Source organism: Streptomyces sp. NPDC047869, from assembly GCF_040704065.1.
Lineage (GTDB): Bacteria > Actinomycetota > Actinomycetes > Streptomycetales > Streptomycetaceae > Streptomyces.
This window is the reverse complement of record NZ_JBEYRK010000001.1, coordinates 528,413-543,100: the sequence shown is the minus strand read 5'-3', so window position 1 is coordinate 543,100 and position 14,688 is coordinate 528,413. Positions and strand designations below refer to the sequence as shown.

The following is a 14,688-nucleotide window of genomic DNA, read 5'->3' as shown; positions in this document are numbered from 1 at the left end:
AAGCGAACAAACCCCGCGAAGTTTCCGATGTTGTCTAGGCCCACCGTCAAGCATCAGCTGAGACCAGAACGTCAAACATCACCTGGGACTAGACACGCTGGAGCTGGTGGTTTGGCCAGTTCCCGAGTCTCGGGCTTCCGCGATGCGGCGGCCGTGTTCGGCAGCTCGTAGCAGTGACTGGGCTACCTGTTCGGCGTCATCAGGGTGCAGGTAGATCTCCTGGGTCCACAGCACGGACAGCCGCACGGTGCCGTTCAGCAGGTTCGTTGCCACGTCCACCTCGACGCCGTTGCCGGTGGCGTCGGTGACCGTCAGATCCAGGTCGCTGCTGTAGGCGCTCATATGCCCGAGCATGCCTGAGGCCCGGCTTCTATACGAGGCCGGGCCTTCAGTGTCAGTTGAGAGGGGACACTCTGGTTCTGGGGCTGAACTCATAGGCGCAGGGCGGGAGCTCTGTCCGATGGGCTAGCGGTAGGTAGGCCACCGGTCGGATGGTCCAAGTGACGCGGGTGCCAGCGTGTACGACTGACACCGTGCAGGATTCCGACCGCAGTAGGGCTCGTCTGGTCTCGGCGCGGCCGTCGTGCAGCCACTCCCACGCCTCGTCGGAAGCGTCCGGATCCAAGGCTGGTGAGATCGTGCGGAGTGCCACCGCCACCCATCGGTCGGCCTGCGGTGCCGAATAGGCATCGAAGGATGCCAGGAGTGCCGGCCCCCGCTGCTCGGTGAGGTCTTCTGTCCAGCACTCGCACCAGAAGCCGCGGCGGGTTGCCTGACTCAGCACGAATGACCTCCCTGCGGCGCTTCTGCGTACAGCTCCGCGGTGACCGTGTGGCCCTGGTCGCTGTCGTGGACGACGACCCGGTGAGCGATGACGCTGACCATGCCCAGGCCTCGGCCATGCTCGGCGTCCTGGTCCTGGTGCTCAACCTTCGGGGCTGTCCCCGTACCGCCGTCGTCCGTGACCGAGACCGCCACCACCTGAGCGGAGACCGCGACGGCCAGGTGGAAGCTGCCGTACTCCCGGCCGCTCGCCGTGTGGAGGATCGCGTTCGCGCTCAGCTCGCTCACGATCAGTTCGGCGTCGTCGGCTAAAGGGGAGCCGCACAGGATGTCACGGGTCCATCGGCGGGCCCGACTCACCTCTTCCGGGAATCCTGGGCAACTCAGCCCCCAGACCCGAGCCTTACTCGTATACTCGTGCATACAAGTTCCTTTACGCTGGTAGGCCGCCATGTGCAGCGGGTTCGGGCTAGACGAGTTTCACGCCGTCGTGGGCGCGGATGGCCGGCGGGGTCGTCACGTCGAGTGCGTCCAGGACGCGAATCGAGTACGCCTCGTCGGCAAGCTCGGTGACCTCTTCGCGGGTGGCCCAGCGCAGTGCCCGGGTCTCGTCACCTGTGGTGGGCACACCGTCGGCGGCTTCACAGCGGAAGACCAGCGAGACGATCAAGCCCGACATGTTCTTGTAGACGCCTGTCAGAGTCGCGGGAAGCGCGATCTTGATGCCGGTCTCTTCGAGGACTTCGCGCTGAAGGGCCTCCGGGATGGTCTCCTCGCGTTCGAGGATGCCGCCCGGCGGCTCCCAGTGGCCGTTGTCCCGGCGCTGGATCAGGAGGGCCCGGCCCTGGTCGTCCACGACGACCCCGGCGACGCTCACGGAGTGCGGGCGTTCAGTGCTCACGTTCCTCGGCCCTCTCGGCTGGCTAGGCTCTCCACCGTAGCAACAGAACTCGCCCACTCGTCTAGATACCTAAAGGAGTACTCACGTGAGCCCTCTTCCTTCGGGCCTCCTCGGTGATCTCGACCCCACGAGCGATCGTGCGGTCTTCCGGCAGATCGCCGACCAGCTCCGCGAGGCCATCGACCGTGGGCGATTCCGCGAGGGCGAGAAGCTGCCCTCCGAAGCCGAGCTGGTCGAGCACTACGGCGTCTCCCGGATGACCGTCCGGAACTCCTTCTCCGTCCTCACGGGCGAGGGCCTGGTTCACGCCGAGCACGGCAAGGGTGTCTTCGTCCGGCCGCGTCCCCCCGTGCGCCGGCTCGCCTCCGACCGGTTCGCCCGGCGTCACCGCGAGCAGGGCAAGTCCGCCTTCATCGTGGAGGCCGACGCCGCAGGCAGTCATCCGACGGTCGACAGCCTCGAGGTCAAGGAGGAAAAGGCCAGTCAGGACATCTCCACCCGGCTCGGGTCGGTGCGGCGGGTCCTCGCTCGTCGGCGCCGGTATCTCCTCGACGGGCGGCCGGTCGAGTTCGCGACTTCCTACCTCCCGCTCGACATCGCCCGCGGGACTCCTATCGCCGAGCCCAACCCGGGTCCTGGCGGCATCTACGCCCGGCTCGAAGAGCTGGGGCACCACCTCGACCACTTCGAGGAGGAGATCCGGGCTCGGATGCCCTCGCCCGCAGAGGTCAAACTCCTGCACCTGGCGGCCGGCGTGCCCGTCATCCACCTGGTCCGAACGGCCTTCGACACCGAGGGACGTGCCGTCGAGGTCTGCGACACGGTCATGGCAGCGGATGCGTACGTCCTGTCGTACCAGCTCCCGGCGATCTGATCCCGCGAGCGGCGGTAGTGCGCGGGGACGCTTCTCCGAACTCGTACACACCGACACGCTTACTCGTATAGACGAGTGGGCAAGTTGTGTGTCAAGGTGATCCACGTGACCCGGAGATCGGGGCTCACAGGTCGACTCTTGTATAGACGAGTAGATAGGGGCAGTACCTTGCGCACCATCCGCGTTGAGACCTCCGCCGCGACGATCCTCCTCACGGAGGCCCCGGAGCCGAAGGTCCGTGACCGGCAGACCGGCGAGATCGCCAAGGACGCGATCAGCGGCGAGGCGCTGATGACCATCGGCGTCGTCTACATCGAGGACGGTGAGTCCTCGCTCATCAAGGTCACCGTTCCCGAGGGCGGCGTCTCGGAGGGCCTGATCCTCGGCTCGCCGGTGTCGCTGCCCGGCCTCATCGCCCGGCCGTGGGAGTCCGTCTTCAACGGTCAGCAGCGCCACGGCATCGCCTACCGGGCCGCCGCGGTGACCCCGGCCGCCTTCCCGGCCGTCTCCGGGGCTGCCGCCTGATGTCCGACCTGACGACGCTCCTCGAAGTGGGTGGTCCTGTCGCCGCACTCGGCGGCGGGGCCGCCTACGCCCGGGCCAAGCACCCGGCGGCGTACTGGTCCACGGTCGGCCTCCCGGTGTCCACGGTCCGGCTGCTCAGCTCGTACGGCTCGGTCATGGAGGCATGCGGCCTGACCGTGGCTCCCTCCCGGCTGCGGGTCCTCGCCGTCAAGGCCATGACCCAGCGCGAAGTGCGGCCCGTACCGCCGCGCCGGGGCATCATCCGGCCCACCACGACCGGACTGCGGATCCGCCTTCGCCTGGCGCCGGGCCAGGAGCCCGCCGACTTCGCGGCCTCCGCCGAGCGACTGCGGCACGCCTGGGGTGTCCACGCCGTCTACGTCACCACCGTGAAGCCTGGGGTCGTCGACCTGCGGCTCGTCGGCTACGACGTCTTACGTCGGGTGCGCATGCCTCGCAAGGCCGCGCACGGCCCCCTCGAAGTGCCGGTCGCCCTGAGAGAGGACGCCACACCCTTCGTCCGGGACTACCGCACCATTCCCCACCAACTCACCCTCGGCGCCACCCTGTCCGGGAAGTCCATGTACCTGCGGCACCTGGTCGCCGGACTCGCCCCTCAGCCTGTCGCCATGGTCGGCATTGACTGCAAGCGGGGCGTCGAACTGGCCCCATTTGCACCCCGGCTCTCCGCATTGGCCACTGACCCGGAGCAGGCGGCCGAGCTGCTGCCCGTGCTGGTCAACGAGATGGAGGACCGGTACGACCTGATCAAGGCCCGGCAGGGCATCGCCCCTGGCACTCCGGACGAGGAGATCACCTCCGACGTCTGGGGCCTGCCCGACCACGAACGCCCCGTGCCCATCGTCCTGTTCGTGGATGAGGTCGCTGAACTCTTCCTCGTCGCGACCAAGAAGGACGAAGAACGCCGCGACGAGATGGTCACTCAGCTCATCCGGCTCGCTCAGCTCGGTCGCGCCGCCGGCATCTACCTGGAGGTCTGCGGGCAGCGCTTCGGCGCTGAACTCGGCAAGGGCGCCACCATGCTCCGCGCCCAGCTCACCGGCCGCGTGTGCCACCGCGTCAACGACGAGGCCTCCGCGAAGATGGCCCTCGGCGACATCGCTCCGGAGGCTGTCCAGGCAGCCTGTTCCATCGCTCCCGAACGGCCCGGCCTGGCCGTAGCGGGCGACACCTCCGGCGGCTGGTCCCGCATCCGCACGCCGTACCTCTCCCTGGGGGACGCTGCCGAGACCTGCCGCGAGTCGGCCCACCTGGTGCCCGACCTGCCCGCGCTGAAGCCCTTCCGGCCCGTCGTACCCGTGCGCCCGGTCGAGACCGCGGCCCCGGTCTTCCTGCCCCGTCCGGTCACCGACTGATCTCTTCTGCTCGATTCCGGAAGGAGCCGCCTCATGCGCGCTCGCTTAGCCCGCGTCGACGCGGTGCTCGTCCAGGCGCTCATCGCCGCCGCACTGTCCTTCGCCCACCTGCACGACGTCGCCGTGGCGGCCGGACAGGACGGCTGGAAGGCCTGGGCCTACCCCGTCTCCGTCGACCTGCTGCTCGTCGCCGCCTGGCGTCGACTGCGCTCCGGTACGACCAAGACGGCGGCCTGGTGCTGGTTCGTCGTCGCACTCACCGCATCCCTCGGCGCCAACGTCGCCACCGCTGGCCTCCTCGACCTCGGCAACGTCCCGGCCTGGCTACGCATCCTCGTCGCGGGCTGGCCTGCCGTCGCCTTCCTCGGCGGCACCCTCCTCGCTCACACCGCCCCGGAGACGGACGCCGGTGCGGAGGTCATCGAGGACCAGGAGGACGAGCCCGAACCTGTGCCCGAACCGCCTGCACAACCCGCCATCGAGGCACCGCCGCAACCCCCGCCCGTACCCGTGCCGTCCGCCCTGGTCGCCCACGCCCGGAAGGTCGCCGCCGAGCACCACGCCCGCACCGGCACCCCGATCGACACCCCCACCCTGCGCGCCCGCCTCGGCGTCCCGGTGCCCATGGCCGAAGCCATCGCCGCCCACCTCTGAGAGGAGATCCATGGCCGCCAACCGCAGCTTCCGCAACGTCACCCGCATCGGCCCCGTCCAGGTCGGCACCGCCTACGACCACCGAGGCCGCGAGAAGCACACCGCCGCCTGCACCGCACCGCGTTGCGGCTTCTCCGCCGACTACGACAGCCGCGCCGCCGCCGAACTGGCCGCCCGCACCCACCGCTGTCCCGCCCGCTGAAAGGACCCGGACCACCGTGACCGTCAGCCTGCCGCTCGTCGTCGTCCTCGGCTTCTTCGCCTGGGGAGCGATCAAATTCCTCGGCGTCCGCACCTGGACCGTCGTCCTCATCGCCCTGTTCGGCTTCTGGCTCTCGCACACCTTCCTCGCGCCCGCCATCGAGTCCGGCACGCGGTCCGGCGTGGGCGTCGTAAACGGCTCACATGACTAGACGAGTAGGTAAGGAGGAGCTCGCCGTGTTCCTGCCCAAATACCCGGACAACCCGACCCCTCCGCCGGTCCACACCCATGGCGCCGTGCGGCATCAGCCGAGTGTCCGTGAGCACCGTTGCCCTGAAGTGCAGCCGCCGCAGTGGACCGACCCGGCTCCCGCCCGACGCTCCATGCAGTCGATCCCCATCGATCAGAAGACGGTCGTGGCCGTGGTCGTCGCCGGCGTCGTCCTCACCGCGTTCCTGGCCGCCGTCGCCGTCACGGCCATCTCCGTAGCCATCGCCGCCGTGGTCCTGCGCTCGCTGCTCCACGAGCACAACCGACGCTGAGACGCCCAGACCTCCGGGGCGGCGAGACACGGCCAAGCATCCGCCGCCCCGGTGGCCCATCCCTCCCGACAGTGCCCGACAGAAGGAGACCGCCATCTTCGCCCGCACCACCCCGCCACCACTCCCGGAACTCAGCAACCTCGCCGCCGACGGCACCCTGCCGGGTATCCTCCGTCAGCTCTCCGGACTCGGCGGCTGCACGCACCCCATCCGGCTGGACGGCCACCGCACCGAGTACGACGTGGACACCACGACCGGCGAGATCGGCCGCGTCCTCCAGCACCTCGACTCGACCGCCCTCCCGGCCGGCCAACTCCTCGTCCGCTGCAACAACCGCCGCATTACCCGCTGTCCGGCCTGCGCCGAGGTCTACCGCCGCGACACCTTCCACCTGATCACCGCCGGACTGCGCGGCGGCAAGGGCACTCCGGAACACGTCGCCGCCCACCCTCGCGTCTTCGCCACCTTCACCGCCCCCGGCTTCGGCCCGGTCCACAACCGCCGCACAGACGGCCGTCCCTGCCGCTGCGGCACCCACCACGACCAGGACGACGACGTCCTTGGCACACCGCTCGACCCGGACACCTACGACTACGAAGCGGCCGTGCTCTGGAACGCGCACGCCGGACAGCTCTGGCGGCGCTTCTCCATCTACCTCCGCCGAGAGGCCGCCAAGCGCGCGGGCCTGTCACAGCGCCACTTCCGCCAGCACGCCCGAGTCTCGTTCGCCAAGGTCGCCGAGTACCAGAAGCGCGGAGCCGTCCACTTCCACGCCGTGATCCGCCTCGACGGCCCCGGCGGCGGCGACACTCCACCCCCGGCCTGGGCCACCGCCGAACTGCTCACGGACGCCATCGAGGCCGCCGCCGCCAAGGTCCGCGTCGACGGCCCGGCCATCGACGGCCGTACGCACACCTTCGCCTTCGGCCGACAGCTCGACGTCCGCACCATCCGCTCGGCCGACTTCGACGGCGGCCAGGAGCTGACCGAGCGGGCCGTCGCCGCTTACATCGCCAAGTACGCCACCAAGGGTGCCGAGACCGCCACGGGAGCTCTCGACCGGCCGCTCAAGTTCGCCGCCGAACTCGCCCAGCTCGACATCAGCGACCACGCCCGCCGCCTCATCCGAACGGCCTGGACCCTCGGCGCCCGCAAGGACCTCGAACACCTCCGCCTGCGCGCCTGGGCCCACATGCTCGGATTCCGCGGCCACTTCTCCACCAAGTCCCGCCGCTACTCCACCACCCTCGGCGCCCTCCGCGACGCCCGCGCCGAATGGCGCCGAATGGCGCCGAGCCCAAACGACAACAGCCAACGGCCCGGAGACCGAGACGACGTACGTCCTCGCGCACTGGGTCTTCGCCGGCACCGGCCTGTCAGACGCCGAAGCCTGGCTGGCCTCATCTCTCGAACCCGCACCCGGAACCGAAGGGGAGCCCACCGCATGACCACGGTGACCATTACCCGCAAGTGGCACACCACGGCCGAAGTCGCCGAGATGCTCGGCTTCGGCCTCTCCAAGACCAAGGCGCTGGTCCTGAGCGGTGAGATCCGGTCCGTGAAGATCGGCCGTAACCGCCGCATCCTCCCGGCCTGGGTCGACGAGTACGTGAACCGCTGCGCCTCCGAGACCGTGGAGTGGGCGGCATGAGCGGCAAGAGGGCCAACGGCGAGGGGTCCATCTACGCGTACAAGAACGGCTTCGCGGCCTACGCCTGGGTCACTACCCCGGACGGCGACCGCAAGCGCAAGTACGTCTACGGCAAGACCCGCGAGGAGACGCACGAGAAATGGATCAGGCTCCACAGTGAAGCCAGCAAGGGCCCGGTGCAGACCCGGCACCGCACGGTGCAGGCATTCCTGTCCTACTGGCTCGAGTCGATCGTGAAGCCCAACCTCGCTCCTCTGTCGTACGTGTCGTACGAGGGCTCGGTGCGGCTCTACATCGTTCCGCACCTCGGCGGGAAGCGGCTCGACAAGCTGACCGTCCGGGACGTGCGGGAGTGGCTGACCAAGCTGGCCGGCATCTGCCAGTGCTGCGCCCAGGGCAAGGACGCCAAGCGGGCCAAGCCGCGTCAGCGGTGCTGTGCCGTCGGGGCGTGCTGTGAGGCCTATCCGTCCCGGCGGGTCGTCCAAGCCGCCCGTGACGCCCTGCGGGCCGCACTCACGCACGCCGTGACCGAGGAGGAGATCAGCAAGAACGTGGCCTCCCTGGTCAAAGTGCCCAAGCCCCGACGGCGCCGGATCAAGCCCTGGTCCGTGGTCGAGGCGGGGCGCTTCCTGGCCGACTCGGTCGCCCGTGAAGATCCGCTCTTCGCGGCCTGGGTCCTGGTGCTCTGCCTCGGCCTGCGGCGTGGTGAGGCCCTGGGCCTGACCTGGCAGTCGATCGACTTCGAGGCCGGTGAGCTGTACGTGGATCACCAGATCCAGCGCGCGGGCCGCCAGATCCTCCACCGGGAGACCAAGACGGAGGAGTCCGACGACTTCCTTCCGCTCCCCGAGTTCTGCCTCCGGGCGCTGCGGATGCGGCGTGCCCAGCAGACCGGGGACCGGAAAGCGGCCGGTGAGCTGTGGCAGGACACTCGCGGGCTGATCTTCACGACGAAGTACGGGACGCCGATCGAGCCGGGGAACCTCACCCGCATGTTCGCCCTGCGGGCCCGGCGTGCCGGGCTCCGGGTGATCCCGCTCCGGAACACCCGGCACACCTGCAGCTCGCTCCTGGTCGCCCTGAAGGTGCATCCGAAGGTCGCGCAGCGGATCCTGCGGCACTCGCAGATCGCCATGACGATGGAGGTCTACGCCGAAGCCAGCGAGGAAGAAGTGCGGGCCGCGCTCGGCAAGCTGTCCGATGCCATGGGAGGTGCCGGCTGATGCCGTTGCTGTACTTCGCTGCTGTATGACCCTGAAACGCAGAAGGCCCCGGATCTCTCCGGGGCCTTCAACCTGTGTGCACTCGGCAGGATTCGAACCTGCAACCTTCTGATCCGTAGTCAGATGCTCTATCCGTTAAGCTACGAGTGCTTGTTCTTTAGTTTTTGTCCTTCGCTCCCGGCCCTTCCGGCCCGCTCGCGGCGACAGGAAGAACATTACATGACTGCCGCCGTCATGTGAAATCCGATTCGCATACCCCTTGTGACCTGCGAAAACGCGGATGAGGGCGGGCGGAGCCGACAACGCCGAAGCCCCGGTCCTGGGACCGGGGCTTCGGGATGGGCGCGGAGGCGGAGGGATTTGAACCCTCGATGGGCTTTAAGGCCCAAACCGCATTAGCAGTGCGGCGCCATAGACCGGACTAGGCGACGCCTCCAGCACAACCACTCACGCGAGCGCGCGACTGGTGCGTGCAGATGATGACACAGTCGAGCGTGCTGTCACCAATCGACCCCCACGGTACTAGGCACCGGGGTCACAGGGCAAAGGGCTTCGCCCGGCGGTGCGGCGCCGCAACGTCCGGGGCCCGTGGGCGTTGATCAGCGCATGGTCTCTGTCATGTCGGTCGTCCCGCGGGGCGTCCTGGTGTCGGCCCTCGCCGCCCTCTCGGTCCCGTCCCTGTCCGCCCTCGCCGCCGCACCGGCCACGGCCGCCCCGGCGGCACCGGCCGCCACCTCCGCCCACCTCGCCCACCTGGCGCCCACCCCGCCCGGCGCGGGCCTCATGCCCCCGCCGGCGCGTCCCGAGGACGAGACCGGTGATCACCTCACCGTCGTCGTACGGCAGGCGGGCCGCGGGCTGGACGGTACGTACCAGGTGACCTGCCATCCCACGGCCGGGAACCACCCGGACGCGGCGGGAGCCTGCCGGGCGCTCGACGCGAACACACAGTGGGGCCGGGACACCTTCGCCCCGGTCGCCCCCGACAGCGTCTGCACCATGGTCTACGGCGGACCGGCCACCGCCCGGGTCACCGGCACCTGGGCCGGACGCCCGGTCGACGCCGCGTACGAGCGGGGCAACGGATGCGAGATCACGCGGTGGGACCGGATGGTGCCGCTGCTCCCCGACCTCGGTTCGCCCGCGTAGGCGGTACCCGGTGCGGCCACAGCTCACGTAAAGGTCCCGCGAAGGTCTCGCGGAGCCGGGACGAGAGCGGAACGCGGCCGGGAAGCGGCCGGCCGCACGACGGACGCGTACGGTCACATGTTCGCCGTCACTTCGTCGTGCGACCTCCCTCTCATCCGGCGTCGCGAGCGCAACCCGTGCCCTTAGACTCCCTCGCGTGACACCCTGCGGGCCGGTTGGCAAGATGGCCCGAGCGGTAGGCAAGGTGCGGTAACAAGGAGGAAGCGTCTCGTGAGCAGCAGGCCATCCCGAGGCGCTGCTCGCCTCGCAGCCATACTCGACGCGCTGCCCGACGCGTTGGTCCTGGTCAACGCCAACGGAACCGTCGTCAACGCCAACACCATCGCCCTGGAGGCCTTCGAGGCGCCGGGGACCGCGCTCGTCGGGCGCGGGCTGCTCGATCTGCTGCCGCAGTTCGACTCCCGGCTCATCCCCGGCTCCATGCGGCGGCCCGATCACATGGACCCGCGCGGGCGGACCAAGCCGACCCGCATGATCGCGCGGCGGACCGACGGGACGGAGTTCCCGGTCGAGGTCACGAGCGCGAATCTGGAGAACGGGCAACAGGCGTACGACGGTTACGGCTACACCGGTGACGAGCTGCTGATGCTCGTGGTGCGGGACCTGTCGGGAACCGTGGACACCGAGGCCGAGCTGGCCCGTTCGCAGCGGCAGACCGAGATGATCCTGCGGGCGGCGTCGGAGGGTGTCGTCGGTACCGACACCGACGGGCGGATCGTGCTGGTCAATCCGGCCGCCGCCCAGATACTGGGGTACCGGGCCGGTGAGCTGGGCGGCAAGGAGCTGCACACCCTCGTGGTGCACTCGCGCGCCGACGGCTCGCCCTTCCCGTACGACGAGTCCCCGCTCGCCGACACCCTGCGCTCCGGACGCAAGCACCGGGTGCGCGGGCAGGTGCTGTGGTCCAAGGGCGGGGATCAGGTCGCGGTCGATCTGACCACCGCGCCCGTACGCGACGGCGACCAGCTCGTCGGCGCCGTGATGACCTTCACCGACCGCCGGCCGTACGACGACCTCGCCGACGAGAAGTCCACTCTGGAGAAGGCGCACGCCGAGGAGTTGGAGCGGCTCTCCGAGGAGCACGCCTCCGACCTGACCGCGCTGCGCCAGGCGCACGTCACCGAGCTGGAGGAACTGCGCGAGCAGCACCAGGAGGAGCTGGCGGCGGGCGAGGAGCGGTACGCCGCCCTCGGCGAGCGGGAGAAGGACCGCTACGAGGCGCTCGCCGGGCGGCACGAGCAACTGCTCACGCTGCTGGGCCGGTCGCTGCGCGGGCCGCTGGACGAACTGCGCCGCGAGCTGTCCGCCCTCGCCGCCGACGACGCCGGACAGCTGTGGCCCGAGGCCAACCAGGTGCTCCACCACCTGTCCGCCGGGTACTCGCGCATCACCACGCTGATCGACAACGTGCTCGGCTACCAGCACCTCGACGCCGGCAGCGAGGACATCGCCCGGACGAAGGTGATGCTCGACGCCGTCGTCGCGGCCGGTGTGGACGGGGCCGTCGAGCTGATCGGGCCCGGCCGGGTGCAGTTCGCCGTGCACGCGCCGCCCATCGAGGCCGAGGTCGACGCGCAGCGGCTCGCCACCGCGCTCGCGCATCTCGTCGCCGACGTGGCCGGTGTCGACGCCACCGGCAACACGCCCGTCTCGGCGGGCGGATACCTGGACAACACGGTCGTGGTCGCGGCCGCCCAGCGCGGTGAGGTCGCGCGGATCGAGGTGCGCGGGCCGTACAGCGGGGGAGACCCGGTGCACGAGCCGATCGTGCGCGGGATCGTCCGGGCGCACGGCGGAGTGCTCCAGACGCACGAGGTGCCGGGTATGAGCGGCAGCGCCTACGTGCTCGAGGTGCCGCTCGGCGGTGGGGCCGGGGCGGTCGCCGCCCAGGTCCCGGACGCCGTGGAGGCCGTGGCGGAGGCCGCCGGGCCGGGTACCGGTGGCGGCCGGCGCCGGGCGCGCCGGGCCTCGACGGACGCCTTCCTGGAGAGCGACGTTCCGGGCGGGTCCGGTGAGCCCGCCGACGGCGGGACGGAGTCGCCCTCGCCGACCGGGCGGCGCCGCAGGCGTGCGGCGGCCGCCGTCGAGGCGGCGGCGCCGGTCGTGGCCGAGGCCCAGGACGGCGGGACCGGACGGCGACGCGGCCCGGCCGCCGAGCCCGGTGCGGGTGACTCCGGTGGCGAGGGCGTGAGCGAGGGCGCCGTGATGACGGCGGCCGAGCACGCCGCGGGTACCGCCGCCGCGGGCAACGGACTCGGCGGCGCCGTGCCGCCGCAGGGCGTGCCCGTGCCCACGGGCCGCCGTGCCCGGCGGGACGCGGACTCACCGCAGGCCGCCCTGCCGCCCGCGCTGCCCGTGGCCGGCGCGGAGCAGGCCCAGGCCGGTGCGGCCGACGACGCGCAGCCGACCGGCCGGCGCCGGCGGGCGCTGGCCGCGGCGCAGGAGCGGGCCGCGGCGCAGGAGTCCGGCGCCCGTACGGTCTTCGCCCTGCCGCCCGCCGAGGCCGACCGCTCACCCGAATCCGCCGGACCGGCGCCGGTGGTCGGCCAGACCCCGGTGGCCGTCGTGGGCGGCACGGACGACGACGGCCGGCACGACGCCATGACGCCCGACCAGGCCGAAGACCACACCCCGCCGCAGCCGCACCCCACCAGCGCGCCGACCGGCCGCCGCCGGCGGGCCGTGGCCCAGCCGGGCGAGGCGGCGCAGGCGGCGGAGCCGGTTCAGGGCCCCGCTCCGGCCGTCGACGCTCCGGCCCGGGCCGTTCCGGCGCAGGCGGCCCCGGCCCGGGCGGGTCACGCGCAGCCGGCCCCCGGGCAGGCCGTCACGGGACCGGCCGGGCAGCCGGTCCCGGGGCACGGAATTCCGGCGCAGGGTACGGCCGCACCGGCGGGCCCCGCCGGGCAGCCGGGCGGCACGGCTCAGGCCGGTGTGCCGGCTCAGGCCGCTCCCGGTCGGCCGACGGCGGTACCGCACGCCGCCGTGCCCGCGCAGGGCACCGCCGCTCAGGCCGCGGCCGTACCCCCCGGCCGGCCGGTTACCGCGCAGGTGGCCCCGGACCGGCCCGCCCAGGGCAGGCCCGGCCGGCCCCTGCTGCCCGCGCAGCAGGGCACCCACGGTCAGGGCGTACCCGCACAGGGCACCCCGGCTCAGGGAGTGCCCCTGCCCGCTCAGGCCGCCCCCGAGGCGCACCCGCCCGTCCAGGGGCAGCAGCCCGCCGCCCCGCAGGCCACTCCCCCGGCCGGGATCCCGGCCGCCCAGCCGCTGCCCGCCGAGGCGGCCGCCGGCCAGGCGCCGGTGGCTCAGGGCGGTCCGGCCACCGGTACCCCCGCCGCCGCCGTACCGCAGCAGTGGCCCGGTGCCGACGCCACCTCCGGCGCGGGTGTGGCCGTACCCCCGGCGGGTCCGGCGCCGCGGCCGAACCCGGCCACCACTCCCGCCACCGGCACCCCGCTGCCCCCGGAGCACGCCGCCGCGCAGCCCCTGCCGGCCGCGCTGCCCCTGCCCGCCGAGGCGCCGGGGAACGCCGCCGACCCGAACTCCACTCAGGGCCGGGCGATCAGTGTCCGTACGCTCGGGCAGGGCGTGCCGTTCGCGCGGCAGGCCCTGCAGGTGCAGCAGCCGACGCCCACCCCGCCCCCGCACGCGCCCGGCGGTTCCGGCCGCCGGCGGAAGCTGGGCACGCCGCCCGACCCGGCCGCCCGTCAGGAGGCGCAGCCGGGGCTGGGCGTGCGGCCGCATCCGCCGGCCGAGCAGCCGCCCGCGCAGCCCTCGCTCGCGGGGCAGTCCCGGCTCGCCCCCACCGCCGAGGGCGGCGGACGGTCGTACGCCATAGGTGCCCCGGACGCGAACGCGGCCGAGGGGCCGGAGCCGCTGGACGGTCCCGGCGGGGCCGTGGAGGTCGCCGACACCCCGCGACCGCAGCCGCTGGACGACGAGCTGCCGCCGGAGCCGCTGGACAACCCGCGCCGGCTGCTGGTGTGGCCCGCGCCGGACGTGACGACCCAGCAGGCGCTGAGCGACCGCGGCTACCGGCCGGTCGTCGTGCACTCCCGTGAGGAGGTCGACGCGCAGATCGCGGCCTTCCCCGCCGCGCTGTTCGTGGACCCGCTCACCGGGCCGATCACGCGTACCGCGCTGCAGTCGCTGCGCCAGGCGGCGGTCGCCGCCGAGGTGCCGGTGCTGGTCACGGCCGGGCTCGGGCAGGCGACGCGCGAGGCGGCGTACGGCGCCGACCCCGCCGTCCTGCTGAAGGCGCTGGCGCCGCGGGACAGCGAGCAGCATCCGCCGCGCGTGCTGCTGATCGAGGAGCACGCGGAGATCGCGCTGGCGCTGACCTCGACGCTGGAGCGGCGCGGGATGCAGGTGGCGCGGGCCGCGAGCGACAGCGACGCGGTGACGCTGGCGGGGCAGTTCCGGCCGAACCTGGTGGTGATGGACCTGATGCAGGTGCACCGCCGGCAGGCCGGGTTCAGCGGGATCATCGACTGGCTGCGTGCGAACGGGCAGCTCAACCGCACCCCGCTCGTCGTCTACACCGCGGCCGTCGATCCGGCCGACCTGCCCCGGCTGGCCTCCGGTGAGACCGTGCTGTTCCTCGCCGAGCGGTCCACCAGCCCCGAGGTGCAGAGCCGGATCGTCGACCTGCTGGCCGGCATCGGCACGAACTAGTGCGCTGACAGGCGGCGTTCGCCCCGCATGAGCGGACAGCCCCCGGCGTGTGCCGGGGGCTGTCCGTTCATGCGCCG

At 71.9% G+C, this 14,688-nt stretch carries 15 protein-coding genes, 2 tRNA genes and 1 pseudogene; 12 read left to right on the top strand and 6 right to left on the bottom strand.

What is annotated here, in order from left to right; translation table 11 throughout:
* Window positions 1-78 precede the first annotated feature (78 nt).
* From AB0924_RS02530 to AB0924_RS02515, 4 genes are read right to left on the bottom strand one after another with little or no spacing between them, the layout of a single operon-like run.
* Complete coding sequence (locus tag AB0924_RS02530) at window positions 79-342, bottom strand: hypothetical protein (RefSeq protein ID WP_366910478.1); 264 nt, start codon at window positions 340-342, stop codon at window positions 79-81.
* 52 nt (window positions 343-394) lie between these two features.
* Complete coding sequence (locus tag AB0924_RS02525) at window positions 395-784, bottom strand: hypothetical protein (RefSeq protein WP_366910477.1); 390 nt, start codon at window positions 782-784, stop codon at window positions 395-397.
* Complete coding sequence (locus AB0924_RS02520; RefSeq protein WP_366910476.1) at window positions 778-1,206, bottom strand: ATP-binding protein; 429 nt, start codon at window positions 1,204-1,206, stop codon at window positions 778-780. Before AB0924_RS02520 ends, AB0924_RS02525 begins: the two co-directional genes overlap by 7 nt.
* Window positions 1,207-1,252: 46 nt before the next feature.
* Window positions 1,253-1,660: an NUDIX domain-containing protein gene (locus AB0924_RS02515; RefSeq protein WP_366910486.1), complete on the bottom strand. Its 408-nt coding sequence runs from the start codon at window positions 1,658-1,660 to the stop codon at window positions 1,253-1,255.
* A gap of 109 nt (window positions 1,661-1,769) precedes the next feature.
* Here AB0924_RS02515 and AB0924_RS02510 point away from each other — a divergent pair, with 109 nt between their 5' ends.
* The 10 genes and pseudogenes from AB0924_RS02510 to AB0924_RS02465 all read left to right on the top strand — a co-directional run bounded on the left by AB0924_RS02510 (window position 1,770) and on the right by AB0924_RS02465 (window position 8,731).
* Window positions 1,770-2,558: a GntR family transcriptional regulator gene (locus tag AB0924_RS02510; protein WP_366910475.1), complete on the top strand. Its 789-nt coding sequence runs from the start codon at window positions 1,770-1,772 to the stop codon at window positions 2,556-2,558.
* A 168-nt stretch (window positions 2,559-2,726) separates the two neighbouring features.
* On the top strand, window positions 2,727-3,083 hold the full coding sequence (locus AB0924_RS02505; RefSeq protein ID WP_366910474.1) for a hypothetical protein: 357 nt from the start codon (window positions 2,727-2,729) through the stop codon (window positions 3,081-3,083).
* Window positions 3,083-4,459 (top strand): FtsK/SpoIIIE domain-containing protein, encoded by a 1,377-nt coding sequence (locus AB0924_RS02500; protein WP_366910473.1) that lies wholly within the window; start codon window positions 3,083-3,085, stop codon window positions 4,457-4,459. Before AB0924_RS02505 ends, AB0924_RS02500 begins: the two co-directional genes overlap by 1 nt.
* Window positions 4,460-4,492: 33 nt before the next feature.
* Window positions 4,493-5,113 carry a DUF2637 domain-containing protein gene (locus tag AB0924_RS02495; RefSeq protein ID WP_366910472.1) on the top strand — a complete coding sequence of 207 codons (621 nt, stop codon included), beginning with the start codon at window positions 4,493-4,495 and terminating at the stop codon, window positions 5,111-5,113.
* Between the two features lie 10 nt (window positions 5,114-5,123).
* Entirely contained in the window at window positions 5,124-5,315 is a 192-nt protein-coding gene (locus tag AB0924_RS02490; RefSeq protein ID WP_366910471.1) for a mobile element transfer protein, read from the top strand.
* Window positions 5,316-5,331: 16 nt separating this feature from the next.
* A complete protein-coding gene (locus AB0924_RS02485) occupies window positions 5,332-5,526 on the top strand; it encodes a hypothetical protein (protein WP_366910470.1) in 195 nt (64 codons plus the stop codon).
* Window positions 5,527-5,551: 25 nt separating this feature from the next.
* Complete coding sequence (locus AB0924_RS02480) at window positions 5,552-5,857, top strand: SpdD protein (protein ID WP_366910485.1); 306 nt, start codon at window positions 5,552-5,554, stop codon at window positions 5,855-5,857.
* Window positions 5,858-5,951: 94 nt separating this feature from the next.
* Window positions 5,952-7,305: pseudogene (locus AB0924_RS02475) on the top strand (replication initiator).
* Window positions 7,302-7,508 carry a helix-turn-helix domain-containing protein gene (locus AB0924_RS02470; protein WP_366910469.1) on the top strand — a complete coding sequence of 69 codons (207 nt, stop codon included), beginning with the start codon at window positions 7,302-7,304 and terminating at the stop codon, window positions 7,506-7,508. The pseudogene AB0924_RS02475 and the gene AB0924_RS02470 overlap by 4 nt, the downstream one beginning before the upstream one ends.
* Window positions 7,496-8,731, top strand: coding sequence for a site-specific integrase (locus AB0924_RS02465; protein WP_366910468.1), 1,236 nt, complete (start codon window positions 7,496-7,498; stop codon window positions 8,729-8,731). The genes AB0924_RS02470 and AB0924_RS02465 overlap by 13 nt, the downstream gene beginning before the upstream one ends.
* A gap of 77 nt (window positions 8,732-8,808) precedes the next feature.
* Here the strand turns inward: AB0924_RS02465 and AB0924_RS02460 are convergent.
* Both AB0924_RS02460 and AB0924_RS02455 read right to left on the bottom strand, forming a co-directional pair.
* Window positions 8,809-8,881 (bottom strand) — tRNA-Arg (locus tag AB0924_RS02460).
* Window positions 8,882-9,076: 195 nt separating this feature from the next.
* Window positions 9,077-9,167, bottom strand: a tRNA-Ser gene (locus tag AB0924_RS02455).
* Between the two features lie 182 nt (window positions 9,168-9,349).
* Here AB0924_RS02455 and AB0924_RS02450 point away from each other — a divergent pair.
* Together AB0924_RS02450 and AB0924_RS02445 are read left to right on the top strand one after the other, a co-directional pair.
* On the top strand, window positions 9,350-9,880 hold the full coding sequence (locus AB0924_RS02450; protein WP_366910467.1) for an SSI family serine proteinase inhibitor: 531 nt from the start codon (window positions 9,350-9,352) through the stop codon (window positions 9,878-9,880).
* A gap of 270 nt (window positions 9,881-10,150) precedes the next feature.
* Window positions 10,151-14,611: a PAS domain-containing protein gene (locus AB0924_RS02445; RefSeq protein WP_366910466.1), complete on the top strand. Its 4,461-nt coding sequence runs from the start codon at window positions 10,151-10,153 to the stop codon at window positions 14,609-14,611.
* Window positions 14,612-14,688 lie beyond the last annotated feature (77 nt).

Coding starts and splice junctions, on each gene's coding strand:
- AB0924_RS02530 (WP_366910478.1), bottom strand. CDS start 342: ATGAGCGCCTACAGCAGCGACCTGGATCTGACGGTCACCGACGCCACC.
- AB0924_RS02520 (WP_366910476.1), bottom strand. CDS start 1,206: ATGCACGAGTATACGAGTAAGGCTCGGGTCTGGGGGCTGAGTTGCCCA.
- AB0924_RS02500 (WP_366910473.1), top strand. CDS start 3,083: ATGTCCGACCTGACGACGCTCCTCGAAGTGGGTGGTCCTGTCGCCGCA.
- AB0924_RS02495 (WP_366910472.1), top strand. CDS start 4,493: ATGCGCGCTCGCTTAGCCCGCGTCGACGCGGTGCTCGTCCAGGCGCTC.
- AB0924_RS02490 (WP_366910471.1), top strand. CDS start 5,124: ATGGCCGCCAACCGCAGCTTCCGCAACGTCACCCGCATCGGCCCCGTC.
- AB0924_RS02470 (WP_366910469.1), top strand. CDS start 7,302: ATGACCACGGTGACCATTACCCGCAAGTGGCACACCACGGCCGAAGTC.
- AB0924_RS02450 (WP_366910467.1), top strand. CDS start 9,350: ATGTCGGTCGTCCCGCGGGGCGTCCTGGTGTCGGCCCTCGCCGCCCTC.